This is a genomic window from Blastopirellula sediminis (genome assembly GCF_020966755.1).
Lineage (GTDB): Bacteria > Planctomycetota > Planctomycetia > Pirellulales > Pirellulaceae > Blastopirellula > Blastopirellula sediminis.
In genome coordinates this window covers 437,222-459,099 of sequence record NZ_JAJKFT010000004.1, presented here as the reverse complement: position 1 = coordinate 459,099, position 21,878 = coordinate 437,222, and the positions used below count along the sequence as shown (strand labels likewise).

The following is a 21,878-nucleotide window of genomic DNA, read 5'->3' as shown; positions in this document are numbered from 1 at the left end:
GACACGTTTGGTCACGCGCAGCGAGCAAATTGCGAGAAAAACGGGAGTCTAGCCGAGCAGTTCGTCGTAAACGGCGGCGGTTCCACCCGCCATGCTCCGGTCCGAGAAAGATTCGCGCTGTCGCAGAAGAGCCGTCTGACGGAGCGATAGCCAATCAACTTCTCCCGAAACGACCGACGAAATCTTCATCGTCAGGTCGTCGACATCGGCCGGAATCGCCAACAAACCATCGAATCCTGGCTGAATCGCCTCACAGGCGCCTTCGACGTCTGATGCGATCACCGGCACGCCGGCCGCCATCGCTTCCAGCACCACCATCGGCAGCCCTTCCCCAAACAGGCTGGGGAGGACGAACAGATCCATCTGAAACAATTCGCGATTCACATCCTGGGTGAAACCAACCCAGTCGATCGCGTGCTGCAAATTCAATTTGGCGACCAGCGTTTCGATTTCGCGCTGGTACTCAGGCGTCTCGAATGGCCCGACCGCTCGCAAACGAACGTCGTGACCTTGCCCACGCAAATTGGCGAGAGCGTGCAGCAAGACCTCAATTCCCTTCCGAGGCCGGAAGAGCGCGACGCAGCCAATCGTCCACGATCCGTTAGGCGCATCGCGCTGTGGAACGTCAGATAGCGACGGAACGCCATTATGGACGACGCGGACTTTCGTCATTGGAACATGAAGCTGCGCGAGGTGACGACTCAGGCTGTTGGAAACAGTGATCAGGCGAGCCGCTTGGAACATCGCCCAAGATTCGACTTGCTGATTCATCCAGTTGGTCAGACGGCGGGTCGAATCGCGCGAAGTCGGACTGTGAACATGATAGACGAACTGCGCGTCGCACGAACGTGCCGCCAACATTGCCAACAGGGCGGTCCGGGGCGTGTGCGCGTGAATGATTTGATAACCATGTTCTTGAACAAGCCCCACGACGTCGCGCGATCGCCATAGATCAAAGCGATGTCGCATCGCCAATTCAAAAACCTGACACTCCGTCGCACGTCGCGACGTGGCGAACTTCCCCGGTTTGACGCAGGCGAAGTCGGCGTGGTAGCCGAATTCCGGCAAACGAAGCCCCAGTAAATCTTGCACGCGCTCGGCGCCGGAGTAGTGCTCGCCATTGATCAGATGGAGCACTTTCTTCAGACCAACTTCCGCCTTCTGCGCAGGCAACGTCGGCGGTACTGCGTCGACGTAAACGCTGTGAAAGTTGTCAGCCGAGGGCGAACTGGTGGGGCTGTCCATCGCGAGCATTCCGGGGGAGAAAACAATCGTCCACCAAAATATAGAATCCATCCGGTGCGGCGCTGGGGGGATTCTCGCGAATGTCCGGTTGTAGCGGTTGTCCGGGGGAAGCCGGCCTAATTCCACAGATTGACGATGTTGCTGACCAGCTCCGGCGTCTTCGCATAGGCCAGATAGCCGCCGGCGATCAACATTCCGATCGCTGACAGCCACAAGCAGATGTCCCACGCGATGCCGGGAGCGATTCGCTTGTCGCAGTGGTAATAGCGGAAGTACAACGCAGCCGCCGAGAGCATCGGCAACATGATCGCCTGCATCATCCCGCTGAAAATTACCAGAAAGGTCGGATGGGGATAAACGATGTAAATCACAATGCAGATCAGCGGAAAGAAGCCGCACAAAAACTTCACGCCGGCGCGATAGGTCGCGTCTCCTTGTCCCAGCATGCCGAAGATCTGTAAGCCGTCGGCGTTCACCCGCGCGTGACATGCGTTCGCCACAAAGAACGTGGAGTAGAGGACCGCGAACGCGCCGAACAGGAAGATCGGCGGCGCGTACGCGCCGAAGACCGGCTCATACATCACGCTGAGCGAACGGATCATTTCGGAGCTTTCCGGAATCAAGTGAATCCGCCCCAGAATCGCCGCTCCCAGCAGGTAGAAGGCGAGCGTCGCAAAGGTGTAGACGATCATCGAACACCACGCGTCGCAGCGCATCACCCGCATCCAGCCTGCGGCGCGCTCGCCCCACTCGGGCGAATCGTCGCGTGGACCGGTAAAGCGGGCGTAACCTTTTTCCAGACACCAATAGGGATAGGCGATCAGCTCCGTAGCGCCGACCCCGATAATGCCGAAGGTCGCCAGCGCCGTCATCAGCGGCGAAACGCCGATCGCTTCCGACTCCGGCGTAAAGCGGAAGCTGAGCCCCCGCAAAAACTCCTGCGGCGTCACCGCCCAGTCAGGATTGAGCTGCAGCGCGAGCAGATTGCCGACGGTGACCAACGTGAATGACGCAACCAGCGCGGTCGAAATCGATTCGATGAAACGATAGCGTCCGACCAGCAAGAGAATGGCGGTCCCAATCCCCAAGACTGCCGCCCAGATCTCATCATCGATCGGTTCGATGTTATTCTGAATCGCTTTCCGCTCGTCTTTCTGCGCCTTCAATTCGGCTTGCAGATTCTCCGCTTCAGCGCTGGCCGGATCGAGCGCGGCCAACGTCCTGCTCTCCTCTTGGATCGCGAGTCGCAGCGCCAAATAGCGAGCCCCCTGCTCATCAAGTTCGCCTTCCAGTTTCGCCAGCGTCGCTTTTTGAGCGGCTTCTTCTTCCGCATCGCTTCGCTCCGCGGCGCGGCCGATCAACGTTTCGGTCACCCGAATCCGGGTCTGCAAATCGCCGAACTCGTTGTAGTAACGTCCTTTTTCGGTGAGCGGCAGCCCCATCTGCAGCGCTTGGCCGACGCCGCCGACGATGCCGCCCAACTGGGCGATGCTGGCGGCGGTCATGATGAACCAATAGATCATCAACCAGTTGACCCGCGCCGGCGTCACCAGCCGATACGAGATCGCCGGGCCGGGAACTTCATTCATGCCGTACAACGCCGTTTTGCCGCTGTAGATCGTGTAGCGGCCGAACTCGACTTGCACAAAGACCTTGATCACGCAGCCGATCATGATCAGCCAGAGCAGCCAGAAGCCGGCTTCCGCGCCTGCTTTGGTGGTCGCGATCAGTTCGCCCGATCCAACAATCGAGCCAGCGACGATCAAACCCGGCCCAATCCGGCGCAAAGTGGCGCCGAGAGTTTCTGGGGGCGTTTCAATACGAAGCAGATCCTCTTCCAGCTGGGAAGAGGTTTCGGGGAGGGTGGTACTCAAGCGGGGACTGACTAATTGGGGCGTGAATCAAGAGGTGACCACCGCGCGCAAAGAATTGCGACGGCTGCGAACCTACGAGACTAACGCATGCGCCCCGGCTTGGGAAGAATAAAATGCCACACAGGCATATTAAGGAAGCTAACTTCCCACTTCGTAGTATTCTTCATCATAAACGGCGTCGGTATCGACCGTTTCCAGCACCGACTCGGTCGTTTCGCCGCTGCTATACGAGACCGGGCTAAAAGCCGAGCCGGCTCGATGACCATACGCGTGGGCTTCGTCGTAGACAGCGTAGCAATAGTCGTTGGGATGAGCGCACATCGTGCACCCAAGTCCGGCGCTGATAGTAGTCGCGGCCAACAGGATAGCGAGCAATTTTTTCATTGCGTTACTTCCACGAATCGAAACTGGCGAAGGAGCGCATTGCTATGCGCCCGTACCAACACGATCGGCAGTTTCCGATTGTGGAAATTAGAGAACTTATTCCGGTTGTACCGATTTTCCGGAATATTCGACGACAGCGATGCTACTACGCGGCCTGACAATTGCCTCGCAGCGCCGCCCACGAGATCAGATCGGCCCAGGTCATCAGCGAGACCGACGCCGCAGCGGGAACATTGCGGCCGATTGCTAGCGTCAGCCAACCTGCCTTTGCAGCGGCGGTGATACAGCGTGCGTCGGCGCTATGCATCACGCAAACCGAATCGCCGATCTGCCCACGCAGTCGCTGATACGCCGCGATATCGCCGGCGTCGCAGCCCAACTCATGCGTCGCCATGACCTGGTCGAATGTTTTTACCCAGGCCTGTTCCCGCAGTCGGGAATCGACCGCTTGCGTCGTCTCCCACAGCGCAATGAGCTGCACGCCGTACTCCCGAACTTTGTCGAGGATCTGCAAGATTTCGGGGGAAGTCTTCCCGCCGAATTCCAACTCGGGGAATTTGCGCGAAGCGGCCCGCCAAAGTTCGTCGACGTGCCCGCCGGAGAGACCTTTGCCGCACAGATACTCTTTCATCGCGTCCCAATAAGGACGCTCGCCGCGCCAGATGGCAGGCGCATAGTCGGACGACCACTGCGCAAAGAAGGCGGCGAAATCGGCCTCTTCACGCTGAGCGCCGATCAATTGAAAAAGCCATCGCTGTCCGACGGTGGCGTCAAACAGCGAGTTTTTCGGGTCAACGACGATCGTTAAACGGCTTGCTAGCCCGGCGCCGGCTGAGACGATCCACTCGTCGGCGTACCCTTCTCCGTCTTCCATCGCGAGCGACTCCATTCGCTCCGTTTTGACAAAGTCGCCGGCCTTACCCGAGCCTGGCGAAACTTATCCAGCTATTTCACGGGACCACGCAGCGGCGTCCGCGAACGCTTAGCCAACTTGATTCATCGTCTCCATCCGCTGCCGCAGATGAGGCGTTTCGCGAATGAATCGCACGACATCTTGCCAAGCCAGATCGTGACAACGCATCGCATCGACGATCACCAGGGCGTTTTCCCAGTCTTCTTCGTCGATCACCGACAAGCGAACGTCAGCGCCTTCCAGTTGGCTCGGAACCGGCAACAAGTGCTGCGGGAACCAGTCAGGTTGGGCCGCAATCGCCGCGCTGACGTTTTCTCGCTCTGAGGCGTCTTCGACAATTTCATCCGCCTTCAGGATCGCTTTGGCGCGATACCATTCGGCGAACAGACCAACTGGCGAGGCGGCGGCGGCGCTGCCGTTTTCGCAGCGATAGGCGACATAGTCGCATTTCTCAAACATCGCGGCGTTCGTGAGCAGGCGATCGATCAGAGCCGGATCGACAAACGGGTTTTCGACCGGGATGCGAACGACTCCGCGCGGCTGATATTCGCGAATCGCATCGGCCAATCGACCGAGCGAATCTTGTTTGCGGCTGATATGAACCGGCGTATCGCTCGGAATCAGCGGTAGCAACGCATTGGTATCGGCGTCCTCCGGCAAAACCACCATCACGCCGTCAACGTGCGCTTCTCCCAAACGCCGAATCAGCCATTCGATCAACGGCTTGCCGCCGATCATCCGCTGCGCCAAGCGAGACGGCACTATTCGACTTCGTGCTGAAGCGCCCTCTTGGTTGACGGTATCAATCTGAAGAATGGCGAGGTTTTTCAGCATTTCGGCGTCCTTGGAAGTTTTTGCCGGCAAGATTATTTGAGACCGTCATCCGTGCGACTAATGTAGCACCCCCAGGAAAAATGGGTCAAGAGAAACAGAACGGCTAGATAGCACGTGGCATTCCTAGAGCTTCATAGATCCGCGGATCAGCCAGCGTGTCGGCGACGAACCGCGTCCCGGAGAAATCATGATGGCGGCTATGATCTCCCGGCGTAGCGACTACAAACGCGCCGGCGGCGATCGCCGCGCGACTGCCGGTATGACTATCCTCAAGCACGAGCATGCGATCTGGCGCGACTCCCATCTTCTCGGCTGCTAGCAGATAGATCTCGGGATTCGGCTTGCCGTTCTCGACGTCCGTTCCGCAGAGCAGGAATTTGAGTCGGGGGAGAATGTCGAACGTCCCCAAGATCTTCTCCGCCATCGGACGTCCTGAACTCGTGGCGACTCCCTTGGGAACGGCGGCCTGTTCCAAAGCGCCGAGCAGCGCCATCAGCCCCGGCATCGGCGCGAGATGTTCGTCCAGAATCTTGACGAAGATCTGATCCGATTCTTCCGCCAGATTGTCGGGCGTATCTTCGAGCTGGTGCCACTCAATCATGATGCGAAACGCGTCCCGACTGGGGCGTCCCATCATCGCATTGGTGAGTTCCGGCTCCAGTTTGTGCCCGCGCCGTCTTAGCAATTCGTAGGATACCTGGGGGTATAAGAGTTCGGTGTTAAACATCAGGCCATCCATGTCAAATACGACAGCGTCGATGTTACTTTTTGCGCGCAAACTCATGCTATTTTCCTAACGCCTATTCTGCAAACGTACGCCGTAGCGCCGGTTCCGAATCGACTATTGTCGACTTTATCTCCCTTGGAACATAGGGGAGCTGAACGCCAGGGCGGAGTTGTGCGCAGTCGCGAGAATGCTAGAATTCAAAGCTTCCCTGAAGGGAAACGCTGACATCAGAGTATGGGGATGTGGCGAAATTGGCAGACGCGCTAGATTTAGGTTCTAGTTCCTCACGGAGTGCAGGTTCGATTCCTGTCATCCCCACTACGCTACGGCTGGCGACCGCTCGCCAGCCTTTTTTCTTGCGCCGACAGAGGGGGTAAGTCCACTCGAGCGCCGGCGACACCTATCGTCAAAAGCACATCTTTTGAATTGATTGGTACACTCCACTTGGCGTACAGCTATCTGAGGGGTCGCCAGTATCTACCGAGGGGCGGTAGATAGCTGCTTGCACATACTACATAATATGTTGTGTTAGAACGATACGTATGAGTCAGTTAGACCTAACTTAGGTCACCTCTCGGTTTGACGACTGGCAGACTTATCTTCTCCTTCGATACTCGCACATCAACTCGGAGCCTCCTTCGTCATGGCGAAAAAAGCCGCCGCCGCCAAAGGCAACAAAGCGAATGCCATTCGTAAATATAAAGCCGAGAATCCTTCGGCCGGACCTTCCGCAATTTCCGAAGCGCTCAAAAAGCAACTCCCCGGCGTCACCCCGCAGTACGTCAGCACCATCCTCTCGATGGATAAACGGAAGAGCGGCGCAACCAAGACCGGCGCGTTGACCATCGACGACCTGATGAAGACCAAGGAATTCGTCGAACAAATCGGCGGCGTCGCCCGCGCGAAAGAAGCGCTCGAGAAGCTGGTCAAGCTAACCTAATCTCGACGCGCGTCCGCTTCTTGATATCGAACGAACGTTTATCGCGGCGTTTCAGCAGGGGCGCCGCGATCCGTGATGCGCAATTGCATGAGCTGTTTTTGAGCGACGATCCGTACGTCGGCGTCGACGTCATGCGCTAGTTCGACCAGCCACATCTTCCGGTCGAAATCGGTCTCGATCGACAATTCTTTCGCCAGCCGAAGTCGATCCTGTACGCTGGGACTCGTCAGCTTGCGGGCCATATCGAGTTCAAACGGCTGAAACCGTCGACGGAGCAATTCCTTTTCGGCGAGCTCGATCACTTCTGGTCGCGAGTCATGCAGCCAATGCATGACGTCGACATCTGCCAGTTTCGTCAAATCGGTCGGAAAACTAGGACGCGCCGACTCTGGCAAAACGCCTGGAGCGATCCCCATACTTCCCGTCGAGCCGAACGGCTCGCGATTGTTTCCCTGCGGATCAATCGGCTTGCTGGTGAGCGCCGCGGCCGAAGGGAATCCGCTGGGGGCATGCAATTGGCGAGCGACTTTCGCGTCAGGATGCTCTGGAACGACCGATAAATAGCCTCCTGGCGCCGCGGCGATCTGTTCAGGCGTCTCATATTCGTGAGGGCGAGCGCTCTGCTGCGGCGGGGGCAACATCGTCAGCGCAGAAAGTAGCGGTCGCGAATCATCGGCGGGACTTGCCGCGGCCGACCGCCGCAGGATCTGATCGATCGCTTCGTTGAACTGCCGCGACTCCTCCGGTTCGAGTCCGAGATTCCAAGTTGCGACATCTTCGGCCAAATGGACTGCAGCCTGACGAGCGGTCGGCGATAGCTGTTCCCAGCGAGCGGACAACTGCACGGCGATTTCGATCGCTTCGTCGCGATAGCGAATCGCCGCTTGATCTCGCCACCGTCCCCGCTTTTGTTTCAATACGTTCGTCGCGGCCAGCGCCAGCGGCGCCCGCTCGCTACTAAGCGCATCGATCAAATCCTCTTCCGGATGGCTGGAAATCTCAAGCTGCCGGCGCAAATAGAACTCAATATCATCGTCCGGCGCTTGCGCAAGCTGAGCGTCGGCATAGGACTGGAGATACGAAGCGCAGATATAGGGCGCAGCGCCGACGATTGCGATCGCGACGATCAATAGTGAGGCGAGGCCTCGTGGGCTGAATAAGAGCTGGTACATATCTGGGCCCGAAAGTGGCGCATGCGAGTCGAGATGATATCGCCGACGCCGCCAGCGACAAGGGCGATTCGGCGCTGGCGCCGCTAGCATTCATAGGGATTCGGCGCACGCGGCGAGTTTGACTGAGGAATCCCCCCTCCCTAAGCCGAATTACCATCAGGATCGAAACAGATTACCAGTCGGCGAGGTCGACCTGCTTCCGGGGGACGTATGACGCGCAGAGTCCGAGATGCCATTTGCATCGCGAACCAAAGATATGTACGTGCAGGACGTTGGTTTGCGGCGATTGCCGTATTGATCAGCTGCGCCCATGTCGCGGCGGCGCAAGAAATTACCGGCTATCCGAACGAAACGGTCGCCTTCAACCGAGGCGATCGAGACGCTGCGATTCGCGAAATCCCGTTCGACAAGCTGACGATGCAAGCCGGCGACGACATTCGCTATGTAGTCACCAGCCCCAGCATCTTCCGCCGCTTGCCGGTCCAAGTGATCGATTGCGATCCCGATCTCTATTTGCTGTTGGTTCGTTATCCCGAGATCATCGTCAACATCTGGCGTTTGATGGGGATCACCAACGTGGCGATTGAGCGAACCGGTCAGTTCTCGTTCCACGCCAAAGATGGCGCCGGTACGGTTAGCGATGTGGAACTGGTTTACGGCAACCGCGACACGCACATCCTGATCGCCAACGGCTACTACGAAGGTCCGCTGGCGCCCGGCAAAGTTGATGCGAAGTGCGTGCTGGTCCTGAAAACTGGCTACGCTCCGGCCGACATGAACAAGACGTTCGTCTCGAACCAACTCGACGTCTTCGTCAAATTTGAGCACAAAGGCGCCGATCTGCTGGCCCGCACGCTTCATCCGCTGATCGGCAAAACGGCCGACGCGAACTTCGCCGAGACGACTGCGTTTCTCGGCAAGATCTCGAAGAGCTCGGAAGAGAACTTTACCGGGATGCAGAACTTGTCGCAGAAGCTGACGCAAATCGATCCCGCGCTGCGAGATCAATTCGTCCAGGCGACTCACCGCGTCTACCAGCGAAGTCAGGCTGCCCAGCAAAAAGTTGGCGCCCAGGCAGTCGAAATGGATACGACCTCCGTCGCAACGGATGAGGATTCGCCGCGCCCCTTCGTCGCCCAACGAAACGAAGGCATTCGCCCCCTTTCGGCCGAGGAGCCGGAAGAGGTGGTGATCGTTCCGGTCGAAATCGCGGGGCCCTTCCCGCGTAAACGGACGGCCGACCTGCGTCGCTAGCGATTAACGCTCGGCATGAGCGGCGGCTTGTGCCAGCGCCATTTGCTTAATCGCTTGCAGGTCTAATTTCCCACTTCCCAAGACCGGCAGTTCCGGCACCTGGTAAAAGGCGTCTTGGGCCGGAATAAAGATGTTGGGCAATCCACGTTCGACCAGCGCTTCGCGCAGTTGCTCCGGCGTCTTGTCGATCTCGGTATGCAGTACGATCAGCCGCTCTCCCTTTTTGGGACAAGGCGCGGCCGAAACGACGATCCGCGGCCGTTCGTCTTCGGTCGGCCCTAGCGTCGAGACAAGCGCGTCTTCGATCTGGATGTGCGGCACCATCTCGCCGGCGATCTTCGAGAATCGGCTGATCCGCCCCGTGATGCGAATGAAACCATCTTCGTCGATCACCGCCATGTCGCCGGTCGTGTACCAGCCTTCATGAATGACGTCGGCCGTTTTCTCCGGCAAGTGGAGATAGCCGAGCATCACGTTCGGCCCCAGGATCTGCAGCATCCCTTGTTGATCGACGTCGAGCTCTTCGTGGCTATCGAGATCGATAATCCGTGCCGAGACGTTCGGAATCGGACGTCCGACCGTCCCTTCCTTCCGGTCCGGCTGGAAGTTGTCGAACGAACGGCTCGGCGGAATATTGACCGAGACGAGCGGCGAACATTCGGTGGCGCCATAACCTTCAACCGGGCGAACGCCAAACCGCTGCTCGAATTCGTCGCAGAGATCAGCCGGCAACTTCTCGGCGCCGGCGATCACCACTTCTAGCGTTTTGAACTGATCGGGTTCAACACGGCGGAGGAAGCCGCGCAGGAAGGTCGGCGTCGAGAACATCAGCGTGCCGGCGAACTTCTTCGTCAGCTGGCCAATCTGCTTCGGTTCGAGCGGACTGAAGTGGAATGCGCCGGCGATATCAAGCGCCAAGACCGGCCACATCGTCAGCGTATAGCCGAACGAATGGAAAAACGGCAGGATGCCGACCATCACGTCCGTGTGCTGCAAGTGCCCCATCTGGTCGACCGCCTGGACGTTCGACGCGATGTTCGCCTGGGTCAGCATCACCCCCTTCGGTTCGCCGGTCGAACCCGAGGTGAAGATGACCGTGACCAGGTCTTCCGGCTCGATCTTGTCGAGACCAAACTGCCAGCTCAAGATTCGGCTCGGCGTCAGGAACGCCGCGGCGCCGCACGCGACTTTGTCCATCGTCGTCGGCTTCGTCTTCAAATCTTCGAGCAGCACGACTTCGGCGTCGAGCTTGTAGTCGAACTTCTCCATGAACTTCCGGCTGGTCAGCACATGCTTGACGCCAGCCTGGCGAATGCAGGAGTTGAGGACGTCGTTGCCGACCGTGTAGTTCAAATTGACCGTCGTGCGGCGATCAAGCGCCAGCGCCGCGTTTACAATCACCCCGGCGCCGGTCGGCGGCAACAAGACGCCGACCATCGGCTCTTCTTCTCGGCTGGCCAGCACATGACGGTTGAGAAGCCGGCGCATGATCATCGTGCCGGCCAGCAGCTTGCCGCCGGTCAGATCGACGCCGGTCGAGTCGGCGACCTTCCGCACAAAGAGTCGCTTCTTGCACGACTTGACGAACCCCTGCACCGGCGGTTCGACGCGATCATGTCGCACCGCGAAAGCATGGGAACCTAGTCGCTGCACCGCTTGGCGAATCTTAAACACGTCGTATGGCGCCTCGATCGGTTTGCCGAAATGAATCGAAATCGGAGTCCGCCAACCTTGCGGATACTTCCAGAAGAACTTGCCGCCGGAGAAGCTGAAGATGCTGCCCCACAACTCGTCGAGGTAAACCGGCACCACCGGGGCGTCGGTCCCTTCAACCAGTTTCATCAGGCCTCGTTTGAAGCCTTGCACCTGACCGCTGCGGGTGATGCCCCCTTCGGCGAAGATGCAGACCAATTCGCCGTTCTTGATCGCCGCTTTGCCGATGCGGAGCGCCTTCAAGATTCCCTTCGGGCCGTTGTCGATCATGATCGCGCCATGCCATTCGGCGAACTCGCGGAACCACTTGCTCTGGAAGTTCCCCGCCCAGACGAATATCCGGACCGGACGGCTGCTGGTCAACAACAACAAGATGCCGTCGAGCCACGTGACATGGTTCGAGACGAGCAGCGCCCCGCCGTTGACCGGCAGATTCTCGCGGCCGTAAACGCGGATCCGGTAGCACGTTTCGCTGGCGAGCCAGACGAGAAAACGAATCGCCGGCTGCGGGATCAGTCGCAGGATGTACCACAGCACCGGCACGGTCGCGATTCCGCAGAACAGGAAAATGAAACGAGACGAAAAGAGCGGCAAGCCTGACGCTTGTTGAAACACGGCCGCCGCTAACTGCTTATCTTCGGGAAAACGGTCGAGCACGTCGCTCCGGTCAACCGAATCTCCCAGTTTGAATCTTTGCGAAAGTTCGACCCAAAGCAACTCGGCGGTCGCCTTACGGCGTTCGTCTTCGCTCTCGGCGATCTGGTTAATCTGCTCCTGCGTGATTTCCGAGCGATCCCCTTCGCGCCACTCCTTCTTTTGCACCGCCAGCGCGTGGGCCAGACGAGCCTCAAACTCGGGGCTTCCCTCGTACTGGGCGGCGGAGATGTTGTTGACCGAACCTTCCCAGATCTGCCAACGCATCCCCATGAAAAGAATAGCGACCAGCATGCATCCGCTAAACGTCAAAAAGTTGCTTGCCGCCAAAATGACGCCGCGGTGCCGTGGGTCGCTCCGGTGCTGCATGAACGCCGCCAGCGGAACTTCGAACAGACCGGCGAAGACGCCGAGCGAGAATAGTAGAGCGCACGTGATGCCATAAGCGGCGTTCAACGTCTCGTCCGGATTGACGATCGCGCCATGGACGAACGACAGCGACAACGAACTGAGCGCCATCCCTGCGGCGCCCAGCGGCAAGAGGCCGAGTTCCACGTGCCCTTGCGACCAATATCCGGCCAACACGCAACCGACCGCCGTACCGGCGACCAGCGCGATTAAGAGCGGCCCAACTTGCTGCTGCGTCGTCGTTCCGCCGTCGGCGGCGAATTGGTCAATATTTAACTGCGCGAGACTTGCCAACGACCAGAAGAACGCCGTTCCCAGCGCGACTCGCAAGATGGCGCGATCTTCTCCCAGCACGCGGAGGTTGTGGATCGTTTCTTTGACCGCTTCGATCGGACTCCACGGGAACGACAAGTTGGCGTTGGCGACCGGCAGCGGCTGAATCAGCAAGCTCGCCCCAACGCCGACCAGCGCCGTTCCAATCAAGATCGCCGCCGCTAGTCCAATGTTGGTCGTGCCTTGATCGGTCCAATCGCTCAGCGAGTTCCCGAGGAAAGTTCCAACCGCGACGGCGACAACCGTTCCCAGACCGAGAATCCCGTTCGCCGAAGAGATGTGCTTCATCTTCAACATTTCGGGAATGGCGCCCAGTTTCGCCGGGCCGTAAAGCGCGCTTTGGGCGCCCATCAGGAAGACCGTCACCAACAACCACCAAAAACTGTCGGTGAGGACGAACAAGATGCCGAGCGACATGATCGCCACTTCGGCCCATTTGCACCACACGATCACCGTTCGCTTGCTGTAGCGATCGGCCAGGTAACCGGCATGCGCGGCGAACAAGATATAGGGCAGCACGAAACAGGCGGTCCCCGCCATCAGCACCGAAGCGGTGTTCTGTGCGGCTTGCTCTTTGCCGATGCCGATCACGAACCAACGAAAGATGTTGTCGTTGACCGCGCCCAACATCTGCGTCACGACCAATCCAAGAAAGCTGGTCGACCAGAGATCGTCGCGTTTGGCGTCGCTCTCCGCTTCAGCTTGAATCAAGGACTCGGCGTAAGAATTCATGGAGGATAGCTTCAGATTGGTACCGCGATTTAATCCGGTAAGGTAGCCGATTCGAGCTAATCCACCTAGTGTGGGTAGCGGAGAACCTCGCTTCTATCGTTCACGCGAGATTTGCATCCTAACCAGGCAAAAGGGCGCCAAATTAAGCCAAATTGCCTCCTCTCGCCCCGCTCTGGGGCCCGTTTCGCCCGAAATATGCCTGCGATCGATACTCGCGCCACAACCGCGCCCCAGGCGGAACAGCTGAAATCCAGCGCCAGCTAGCTCGATACTTAAAGATACATCTGCTCACGTGCCCGACGACTGAGAGCCACCCCAATGGAACTGAATCGCAACCAATACTTCATGATCGGCCTGATCGTGCTTGCGCTCGGGATCCAATTTCGCATCATCGATTCGGTGACCCTGACCGAAGAAGCGAGCTCGTTCATCGCCAAGCGAATGGTGCAACAACAAGCCGCATCGGGAGACATCCCCCCCGCGTTCGTTCCGGCCGCCGAATCGCAAGCCTCCACGACCAAGCGGACGATCAATCCGCCCGAATGGCTCGGCTGGGCGCTCATCTCGGTCGGCGGCGTGCTGATCCTGCATAGCCTGGCGATGCAGAAGCCCGGCTAAACCTAGCGGCGGTGATAGGGAAGATTGGGCGACTGGTTCAGTTGCGAGTAATCGCGATAGGGTGACCAGGTCCGAATCCGAACCCAATCGACTTTACGTTCGAAGACTCCCTGCCCCGGCACGACGATGCGAACTTTCAACAGCCCTTCGGGCGCGAAAGAGTCGTCTAATTCCGGGTTTTGCCCCTGATACGTCAGGCGAATCGGATTGGCCCCGGCCTGCGAATCGATCGTTCCTCCCCAGCGACCGATCCGGGTCGAAACGACGCCTCGCTGCGAAGGAACGGTGTAAAAGTCATATCGCTTGAAGGCGTAGAGCTCGGCGTCGTATTGCCCCTGCAAGTCGAAGGTTCGCCCGTATTGATCCCGGGCGTCGATCGTCAATCGCAGCCCGTCGGCGATGATGTCGTAGTCCCAGTTTTCGAGCGTTGCGTAGACCTGCAGCGAAGCCAGTCGCGGCACGTAGGTCTCTTCCTCGTAGCTGGCCTGTTGCACGGGACGAGCAATGATCTCGCTCTTTATGCGGATTTCCGGCTCCTCGAGAGCGAACTGCTGCTGCCGCAACTGGTCGACCGAAATCGCTTCGCCGTCGACCGTGGCCGACACGATCCGATCCCAGTCGATCGGGCGAACCACTTTGATCCCGCCGCTCCCCGAGTTGATCCAGAGCTGCGCGTCGTCGGTTTTCACCGAAACCGCCCCAGCCACGGTTCGTCCGCTTTCAAGCGTGACGGAAACTTCAGCGGCGAGAAGCGGAGAGCCGATAAGGTTTCCGAGGATCAGCAGTGCGGCAAGTCGAAGAAACATGGTGCAGCTCGGCGAATTCTGGCGAATAAACGGTCTTCCGTGCCAAAATGCAACCTCGGCGCCAAATCGCTTCCTGCCGCAGCGCCACCGCCCCTAAATCGTTACACTCCATTACCTTACACATCTTTTCGATTCGTTGCGAACAAAAATCAGCGTTGCGAAATCGCAACCTTGTCGCCAAAACGCAACCCGAGCGCGCCCCAAAGCGTGTCCTAAAATTGCTACGTAGCAGTAGTTCGAGCGAATCCCTACCCTTGGTCACTCCGATGTTACGAACCCTTGGCGTCTTCGCCATCTTGGCCCTCGCGGCTCTCCCGTTCATTGCCCAAGCCCAACAGCAGAATGGGTCGCCACCCCCGATTTCGGCCCCCGAGATCGATGTGGTGACCGACCGCGCCAGCGCCCAGGCCGACGAAAAACGTCGTCGCAACCGGGTCCGCGAAGGGACGCGAATTACCGACAGCGTCGGCCAATTCGACTGGGTGGGGGACCGGATGAACTTCGTCAGCGACGACGGAACGCAGGATTTCCATGTCTTGGAGAACCTGGCGATGGAGCGGGTCGCCCAATCAATGGAACAATCGGCCAGCAAAATCACCTGGACCGTCTCGGGGGTGGTGACCGAGTATCGCGGTTCCAACTACTTGCTGATCGAGCACGTCACGCTCAAAGGTCGCCGTCAGTAAAATCGGAACCCAAGGCGGATCAATTCTGCGAGAAGATGCCCCTTGCTAGCATTTGGAGGCGTTGACAGCACCGTTTGCACGAATATCATTTGAAATAACGGGTTACGTCAAATAGCCGGATCGCTTTTGGGCAACGCGACGGCTACACGCTCATTGCCAGCGAGGTGGATGCATGGCCGATAATCGGCGTCTTGGGATTTCCGAAGTCAGCGGAGTGACTGTCGTTCAGTTCAATGATCGCAAGATTCTAGACGATTCCCAAATCCAAGAGATCGGCCAGGAATTTACTGCGCTGGTCGAACAAGAACAGAAAAAGAACATCCTGCTCAACTTTTCGCACGTTGAGTTCCTGTCGAGTTCCGCGCTTGGCAAGCTCATCAATCTGGAAAAGCAGGTCAAAGCTCACAGCGGCAAGCTCCGCATGAGCAATATTCGTCCTGAGATCATGGAAGTTTTCGCGATCACCAAGCTGAACAAGTTGTTCGACATCCGTGACGACGTTCCTGACGCTTTGGCCGCGTTCAAATCGTAACGACTAACGCTCGCCTCGTATTTTCCGCCGGCCGGCGCCCTAATATCTTTTCTTCATTCCTCAGCGGCTCATCCCGCGACTCCTATCGGGTCGCACTCCCGTTACTCCCGCAACCCCCAAGAAACCATGGGAGCAAACAACAACTGGCTTTGGACTTGTTCGGAAACGATTCCGAGCGACACGCACGAAGGTCAACGCCTCGTCAAGCAGCTCCTTTCGAAACTGGAAGAGCACGCTTGGGGCATGTCCGACGTGTTCGGCATCCATTTGGCTGCGGAAGAAGCGATCGTCAATGCGATTAAGCATGGCAACGCTTACAACCCAGAAAAAAACGTTCAGATTGAAATGAACGTCGGAGTCGATCGTGTGTCTCTTCGAGTAACCGACGAAGGTCCCGGTTTCAATCCAATGGACGTCCCCGATCCGACCGAGGAGGAAAACTTGGAGAACGAATCGGGGCGTGGAGTGATGCTGATCAACGCCTACATGACTGTCGTGCAGTACAACGACCGCGGCAACTCCGTCTTCATGGAAAAAGTCCGCACCCAGTGACGCTGCAACGCGTCACCGCGTGAACTGCCACCTGTCAGTCTTCCAGCAGCAGACGACCTGTTCCGCCTGCCGATCGCACTCCATCCCTACCTCCGAATTCGCCTGCGAGATTTCGCCGCGACCAGCGAAGTCGGCCTCGGCCCCGCTAGCTAAATTTGGAAGAACTTCCGGTCCTGCGGAAAATACCGCGCGAAAAAGTCGCTGACCGGGCCCGAAGTTGCGGCGATGGGGTGTTGCGTTTCAATCCGGCGAAGCTAAATTATACCTTTTCACTGATCCCCTGTAGCTCAGTTGGTAGAGCGAGCGGCTGTTAACCGCTATGTCGTAGGTTCGAGTCCTACCGGGGGAGCTCGTTTCTTTTCAGCGGAAAGAAACCACCGACCAGTTAACGCCCGGCGTCGAGAGATCGGCTGCCGGGCGTTTCGCGTTCTTGGCCAGTTCTGGCAAGGATTTGCGACGATCCCGCCAGCGGCGTCGCGCTCTCTGGTTCGAGAGAGAACTTCCGGGGTCCGAAAGGGACCTTCAAGGTTCCTTCCGCACCCCGAAATCTCTCGCCCAAACTCTCTGAGTCTCTGATTAACAGACCCCGAAAAGTTAACAGGCCGGTCCCTTTCGGACCCCTCTTTGCAGCGCATAATGATCGAAATCAACCGGAGGCACGTCGCATGTCAAATTATTGGGAACCAGTCGAGGCGCAATGGCGTTCGCAAAACCTCGACGAATTGTCGCCACTGCTCGATGTGATCGCTGACACCCACCAGTTAGTTGCTGACATCGCACAGCATCCCGAGATTGTTAAGGCGACGCCGAGCACATCGCTTAACATTGAAAGGCTGCTGCTGCGCCGTCTTGGCGAGGAACTGCGTGCAGTTGAACTTCTCGCGTGCAACGGACACGGATTTCAATCCGTAAGCGGTGCCGCAAATCTCTTTGAGCAGTCGCACTTCCTCACCTACGTAAGTAACGACGATGCCAAAGCCGAAGAATTCCTGAATTGGACCGATCTTCATCGCTCCATGGATTCGGTGAAGAAGGTGGTCGAAACTTCAGGCAGCAAGCGCGGTTGGAATGCGGATCGCACTGAGGAGGAGTATCAGAAGTATCGATTCCTTTGCGGATTCAAACATAATAACCCCCGATTTCAGACCCTGCTCCAACTGCCCTGTGATCCCGACCTGTACCTCGCCAAGCTTGCTCTAGCGGACTCCATATGGTTCATGCTGACGACTGTGGGTTTGCTCGCCGTTAACCGGCTAACAAGCGAGAGTCTTTCGGACGTCATCTCTCGCTGCAACCCGCTTCTTGATAGAGCACAGGAATTATTGCCGACGCTGCCTCCTGACACCATCTGAGTGCCCGATTGCCAATGTCAGAGCGGGGAGGGAAGCGATGCCGTCAACTCTTGAACGTGAGTAGCGTAGAGCACTGCGTCATCGTCAGAAACATCGTCAGCGTCAGCAATGTTGGCCTCGTCCCCTATCGCGACGAGCCGAAACACTCTGTTCCAGTTGGGCGGATTCTTTTCGGGCCGGCTTCGCTCCCAGTGTTCCATACAACCACCAATCGTGCGCGGCCGTTTACCGCCTTCCGTTTGTGCTCTTTGGGAAAGAGCATTCTTCATCTGCTTCATCTGTGCTCGGATATCCTCTTGAGGAGAGGCCGCAGATAGACTGACGCAGCTTAAGTCGCGTTGTTCAAGCAATTCCTGAATGCCGAGCGTCCCAGTTCGTGGTCGACGTGTCCACGCTGGCGACCGTGGCCCTTGAATCGCTAGCGAATGCCAATGTCCGCCAAACGTGAACTCGTCAGCAGCCTGCTGGCTCTTAAGCGCAGTTTCGAATGCGGCATAGAGGTCGCCGCATATCGAGTTGACGAATGCCTTTCCTGAACCGTCAGCGATGGCCTTTTCGTCGGATGATTCAACGAGCGGCCCATGTGCGGCAGCTGACTTGCAAATTCCAACACGGAATATTCGCGCACTGCCGCTTGCTTGTTCGAACCCCAGCACCCATAGGTTGAAATCCCCAGATTCACAGGTGCTCCACAAGCGACCAGCCAACGCTGATGCTACGTGCTCGACAGCCATCCCAGAGTTTTCGGTTTCGATCAGTCGTAGCGCCTCACGCAGAAGGCACGAGAGACTTGAATCTCGACCATTACGTTTTACCGAGTTGGCACCGACTTGCGCAACAGCGATGGGGTGGCTTTCCATTGGAAAGAGCTTCTGCAATGTTGTCCGACCAGGCTGGCCCCTCAATCCCGAACTGGTACTGAGCCCGTCTGCCCCGAGTTCTATGCGATCCTGCGATATCCGACCAAGGATTAGCGTCATGACTTGAAACTCGATTCAATCGCCAACACAAATCTCAAGAAAGTACCAGCCACCGTGCTGCTGCCACTCGAACACGTGTGCGTTCTTCAATTGGACCACGACCGTTTCTCGGCCTTTGCTCTGGGGGCACGCAATTTCCTGCCCTGGCGTCACCTGAAATCCGTCGTGCATGCAAAACACCGTACCGACGCCTCTTTGGGACGGATTCACGTACACCGAGCTGTCGGTGATCATGAAGAAGCGCCCAAGTGTGAACTGCGAATCGCAGACTAACTCGACCGCTTCGATATCCACGTAAGCGTCAATCCGCCCATGGTCTTGTGCGCCTTGTTGCGCGGTTTTGAATTTCAATTCGATCGCGCAGGAGACGTTTGCATTCGGAAAAGAACAAGTAATATCGACGTACTTTGATTTGCCTTTGACGCCTTCGCACCGCGTCTCGAGGTCAACAAAGAAAATGTCGCTTCGTTCCACGCAATATAGTGAGCCTAACGCGGAGAGAATGTTCGCGAAATGATGCTGGAACGGCGCCTCCTTGAGTATCGGATGCCGCTTGTAGATGAAATGCGATTGAAATATGTGCCACGCCTGATCCACCACCTGGTTCAGGCGATCCGAGTGGTCATGTGGTATCAACTCGACTGGAATCATTGCGTCGCCGTTCTATTTTTCACTTTTCCGTCAATTGTTGCACCAAGAGGGTAGGTTAACAGATAGAAGCTGTTAACCATTCTGTTACTGCCAGACACCGCGTCAGTCGCCAAGCGAAGGTCGTTGTGGGCAACTCCATTTGGAGATTACCCATGCTACCATTCGCTGATTCTTGTTCCATGGCGCCTGACGAGCGTCGCACTGCCATCGCTCAAATTCTAGCGGATGGCGTTCTCCGACTCCACGCCCGGGCGGCATGGACCGACGACGCCCCCGAACCTTCCGCCCTTGAAAACCTGGCGAAATCGGTCTCTTCATGCCTTGAGGTTTCGGACGAAACCGTGCTCACTGTCCACAACGGTTAACGGTTTCCAAGACCCCGAGAAAAGGAGAGACGCATGAATCTGAACGTCGGAAAAGAGGTCGCTTCGCTGCAGCGGATGAACGTCCGCGAATTGCGAGGGCGCTACGCCGAGGTGTTTGGCGAAGAAACAAAGGCCGGCAACAAGCCGTGGCTCATCAAGCGGATCGCGTGGCGGCTGCAATCGCTGGAGGAAGGCGACCTGTCGGAACGCGCACGCCACCGCGCCGCCGAGTTGGCCAACGATGCCGACGTGCGACTATCGCCTCCCAAAGCCAAACCGGCGAAGCCAGCGCCCGCCTCACGCACGAGGTCCGCGGCGTTGGTGACCAAAAGTGACGATCGCTTGCCGCCACCTGGCACCATCATCAACCGCGAGTACAAGGGACAAACGCTCCAAGTGAAAGTGCTCCCGCAGGGATTCGAGTTCGAGGGCGAGGTCTACAAGTCGCTCAGCGCGGTCGCCAAGGCGATTACGGGCCAGCACTGCAACGGGTACCACTTCTTCCGCCTTGGAAAGGAGCAGACCCAATGACCAACCGAAATCGAAAGTCCGCAACCGCCCCCGCCATCCGCTGTGCCATCTACACCCGCAAATCGACCGAAGAGGGGCTGGAGCAGGAGTTCAACTCGCTCGATGCCCAACGCGAGTCGGGAGAGAACTACATCAAATCCCAAGCCAACGAAGGCTGGGAATGCCTGCCCGACCGGTACGACGACGGCGGGTTCTCCGGTGGCAATATGGAACGGCCGGCACTAAAACGCCTACTGGCCGACGTGGAGGCAGGCAAGGTTGACTGCATTGTCGTCTACAAGGTCGATCGCCTCAGTAGGTCACTGCTCGACTTCGCCAAAATGGTCGAGACGTTTGATAGGCATCAGATTTCGTTCGTTAGCGTCACGCAGCTGATCAATACTTCCACATCGATGGGAAGGTTGATGCTCAACGTGCTCTTGTCCTTCGCCCAGTTCGAGCGTGAGATCATCTCCGAACGAACCCGGGACAAAATCGCCGCGGCCCGTCGTCGGGGAAAGTGGTCGGGCGGCATGCCGGTGCTTGGCTATGACGTAGACCCGCGTGGCTCGAAACAGATTGCCAACGAAGACGAAGCCGCTCGCGTAAAGACGATATTTGAACTCTATCTCGAGCATCAATCACTTATCGCCACGGTTCAGGAGATTGATAAGCGAGGATGGCTTAATAAACGATGGACGACTCGCAAGGGGCACGAGCGCGGCGGCAAGACCTTTACCAAGACCAGCTTGCACAAGCTGCTCACCAACGTCACCTACGCCGGCAAAATCAAATACAAGGAAGAGGTCCATGAAGGCGAGCATGTCGCCATCATCGAGAACGAAATGTGGCAGCGGGTGCAGTCCCTCCTGGCTCGCAATGGTCGCACTGGCGGGGCCGCCGTGCGGAACAAATTCGGGGCGTTGCTCAAAGGCATTCTCCACTGCGTACCCTGCGGTTGCGCCATGTCCCCGTCCCACTCAACGAAGAACGTGACAAAGCGCTATCGCTACTACGTTTGCACCTCGGCCCAGAAACGCGGTTGGCACTCTTGTCCTTCCAAGTCAATTCCCGCAGGCGAGATCGAGCGTTTCGTAGTCGGGCAGATCAAGTGCATCGGTCGCGATTCTACGCTCCTTCACGAAACGATCACCCAGGCGCAAAGACAAGGGCAATCACGAGTCGCCACCCTCGAGACTGAACTAAAAGGACTAGATCGCGAGTTGATGCGATGGAACGGAGAGATTCGTAAAGTGGTAGGACAAATTGCTCCGGGTGAAGAGAACACGCCCGCCACCGATCGGCTTGCCGACTTGCAGGATCGGATTCGCGGTGCAGAAAAACGGGAAGCCGAAATTCGCGCACAGCTCATCACGCTTGGCCGCGAGATCGTTGACCAGCCCGAGATCATCAACGCGATGGCCCTTTTCGATCCGGTTTGGGATTCGCTCACACCGCGAGAACAGACTCGCTTAGTTCAACTAATTGTTGAGCGGGTCGACTATGACGGATCTTCGGGGAAGTTGTCGATCACGTTTCACCCCAGTGGAATCAAGACTTTGGCCGATAAAATCGCCGGCCCTAAAACGGAGAGCGCTGCATGAACCAGTCCATTACGATTGTGTCGCAGATCCATTTTCAGC

Annotated in this window: 20 protein-coding genes and 2 tRNA genes; 11 read left to right on the top strand and 11 right to left on the bottom strand. The window is 57.6% G+C overall.

The window, feature by feature from the left end; genetic code table 11:
* Positions 1–48 precede the first annotated feature (48 nt).
* The 6 genes from LOC68_RS05630 to LOC68_RS05605 all read right to left on the bottom strand — a co-directional run bounded on the left by LOC68_RS05630 (position 49) and on the right by LOC68_RS05605 (position 6,034).
* The gene (locus LOC68_RS05630; protein ID WP_230216619.1) at positions 49–1,245 is read right to left on the bottom strand and encodes a glycosyltransferase; all 1,197 of its coding nucleotides are present in this window, start codon (positions 1,243–1,245) and stop codon (positions 49–51) included.
* A 116-nt stretch (positions 1,246–1,361) separates the two neighbouring features.
* Positions 1,362–3,119: an Nramp family divalent metal transporter gene (locus LOC68_RS05625; protein ID WP_230216617.1), complete on the bottom strand. Its 1,758-nt coding sequence runs from the start codon at positions 3,117–3,119 to the stop codon at positions 1,362–1,364.
* A gap of 138 nt (positions 3,120–3,257) precedes the next feature.
* Complete coding sequence (locus LOC68_RS05620) at positions 3,258–3,503, bottom strand: hypothetical protein (protein ID WP_230216615.1); 246 nt, start codon at positions 3,501–3,503, stop codon at positions 3,258–3,260.
* A gap of 145 nt (positions 3,504–3,648) precedes the next feature.
* Entirely contained in the window at positions 3,649–4,392 is a 744-nt protein-coding gene (locus LOC68_RS05615; RefSeq protein WP_230216613.1) for a hypothetical protein, read from the bottom strand.
* Between the two features lie 93 nt (positions 4,393–4,485).
* Complete coding sequence (locus tag LOC68_RS05610) at positions 4,486–5,178, bottom strand: NTP transferase domain-containing protein (protein WP_230216612.1); 693 nt, start codon at positions 5,176–5,178, stop codon at positions 4,486–4,488.
* A 175-nt stretch (positions 5,179–5,353) separates the two neighbouring features.
* Complete coding sequence (locus LOC68_RS05605; protein ID WP_230216610.1) at positions 5,354–6,034, bottom strand: HAD family hydrolase; 681 nt, start codon at positions 6,032–6,034, stop codon at positions 5,354–5,356.
* A 179-nt stretch (positions 6,035–6,213) separates the two neighbouring features.
* Here LOC68_RS05605 and LOC68_RS05600 point away from each other — a divergent pair.
* A tRNA-Leu gene (locus tag LOC68_RS05600) sits at positions 6,214–6,295 on the top strand.
* Between the two features lie 325 nt (positions 6,296–6,620).
* Complete coding sequence (locus tag LOC68_RS05595) at positions 6,621–6,917, top strand: hypothetical protein (protein ID WP_230216608.1); 297 nt, start codon at positions 6,621–6,623, stop codon at positions 6,915–6,917.
* A gap of 38 nt (positions 6,918–6,955) precedes the next feature.
* Here the strand turns inward: LOC68_RS05595 and LOC68_RS05590 are convergent, their stop codons facing one another.
* Complete coding sequence (locus LOC68_RS05590) at positions 6,956–8,089, bottom strand: hypothetical protein (RefSeq protein ID WP_230216606.1); 1,134 nt, start codon at positions 8,087–8,089, stop codon at positions 6,956–6,958.
* Between the two features lie 294 nt (positions 8,090–8,383).
* On the opposite strand from LOC68_RS05590, the gene LOC68_RS05585 reads away from it, so the two are divergent.
* The gene (locus LOC68_RS05585) at positions 8,384–9,343 is read left to right on the top strand and encodes a hypothetical protein (protein ID WP_230216605.1); all 960 of its coding nucleotides are present in this window, start codon (positions 8,384–8,386) and stop codon (positions 9,341–9,343) included.
* A 3-nt stretch (positions 9,344–9,346) separates the two neighbouring features.
* On the opposite strand, the gene LOC68_RS05580 is transcribed toward LOC68_RS05585, so the two are convergent.
* Positions 9,347–13,183 (bottom strand): MFS transporter, encoded by a 3,837-nt coding sequence (locus LOC68_RS05580; RefSeq protein ID WP_230216603.1) that lies wholly within the window; start codon positions 13,181–13,183, stop codon positions 9,347–9,349.
* Between the two features lie 318 nt (positions 13,184–13,501).
* Here LOC68_RS05580 and LOC68_RS05575 point away from each other — a divergent pair, with 318 nt between their 5' ends.
* The gene (locus LOC68_RS05575) at positions 13,502–13,801 is read left to right on the top strand and encodes a hypothetical protein (protein WP_230216601.1); all 300 of its coding nucleotides are present in this window, start codon (positions 13,502–13,504) and stop codon (positions 13,799–13,801) included.
* A 2-nt stretch (positions 13,802–13,803) separates the two neighbouring features.
* Here the strand turns inward: LOC68_RS05575 and LOC68_RS05570 are convergent, their stop codons facing one another.
* Positions 13,804–14,607, bottom strand: a complete 804-nt coding sequence (locus LOC68_RS05570) for a hypothetical protein (RefSeq protein WP_230216599.1) — start codon at positions 14,605–14,607, stop codon at positions 13,804–13,806.
* A gap of 266 nt (positions 14,608–14,873) precedes the next feature.
* On the opposite strand from LOC68_RS05570, the gene LOC68_RS05565 reads away from it, so the two are divergent.
* From LOC68_RS05565 to LOC68_RS05545, 5 genes are all read left to right on the top strand, one after another.
* Positions 14,874–15,293: a hypothetical protein gene (locus LOC68_RS05565; RefSeq protein WP_230216597.1), complete on the top strand. Its 420-nt coding sequence runs from the start codon at positions 14,874–14,876 to the stop codon at positions 15,291–15,293.
* A 172-nt stretch (positions 15,294–15,465) separates the two neighbouring features.
* A complete protein-coding gene (locus tag LOC68_RS05560) occupies positions 15,466–15,825 on the top strand; it encodes an STAS domain-containing protein (protein WP_230216595.1) in 360 nt (119 codons plus the stop codon).
* 126 nt (positions 15,826–15,951) lie between these two features.
* Positions 15,952–16,377 carry an ATP-binding protein gene (locus tag LOC68_RS05555; protein ID WP_230216593.1) on the top strand — a complete coding sequence of 142 codons (426 nt, stop codon included), beginning with the start codon at positions 15,952–15,954 and terminating at the stop codon, positions 16,375–16,377.
* 276 nt (positions 16,378–16,653) lie between these two features.
* Positions 16,654–16,726, top strand: a tRNA-Asn gene (locus tag LOC68_RS05550).
* A gap of 316 nt (positions 16,727–17,042) precedes the next feature.
* Positions 17,043–17,729: a hypothetical protein gene (locus tag LOC68_RS05545; RefSeq protein WP_230216591.1), complete on the top strand. Its 687-nt coding sequence runs from the start codon at positions 17,043–17,045 to the stop codon at positions 17,727–17,729.
* Positions 17,730–17,746: 17 nt separating this feature from the next.
* Here the strand turns inward: LOC68_RS05545 and LOC68_RS05540 are convergent, their stop codons facing one another.
* Together LOC68_RS05540 and LOC68_RS05535 are read right to left on the bottom strand one after the other, a co-directional pair.
* Positions 17,747–18,589: a hypothetical protein gene (locus LOC68_RS05540; RefSeq protein WP_230216589.1), complete on the bottom strand. Its 843-nt coding sequence runs from the start codon at positions 18,587–18,589 to the stop codon at positions 17,747–17,749.
* Between the two features lie 135 nt (positions 18,590–18,724).
* The gene (locus LOC68_RS05535) at positions 18,725–19,360 is read right to left on the bottom strand and encodes a hypothetical protein (RefSeq protein ID WP_230216588.1); all 636 of its coding nucleotides are present in this window, start codon (positions 19,358–19,360) and stop codon (positions 18,725–18,727) included.
* Positions 19,361–19,758: 398 nt separating this feature from the next.
* On the opposite strand from LOC68_RS05535, the gene LOC68_RS05530 reads away from it, so the two are divergent.
* Positions 19,759–20,256 carry a DUF2924 domain-containing protein gene (locus LOC68_RS05530; protein ID WP_230216586.1) on the top strand — a complete coding sequence of 166 codons (498 nt, stop codon included), beginning with the start codon at positions 19,759–19,761 and terminating at the stop codon, positions 20,254–20,256.
* Entirely contained in the window at positions 20,253–21,839 is a 1,587-nt protein-coding gene (locus tag LOC68_RS05525; protein WP_230216584.1) for a recombinase family protein, read from the top strand. Before LOC68_RS05530 ends, LOC68_RS05525 begins: the two co-directional genes overlap by 4 nt.
* Positions 21,840–21,878 lie beyond the last annotated feature (39 nt).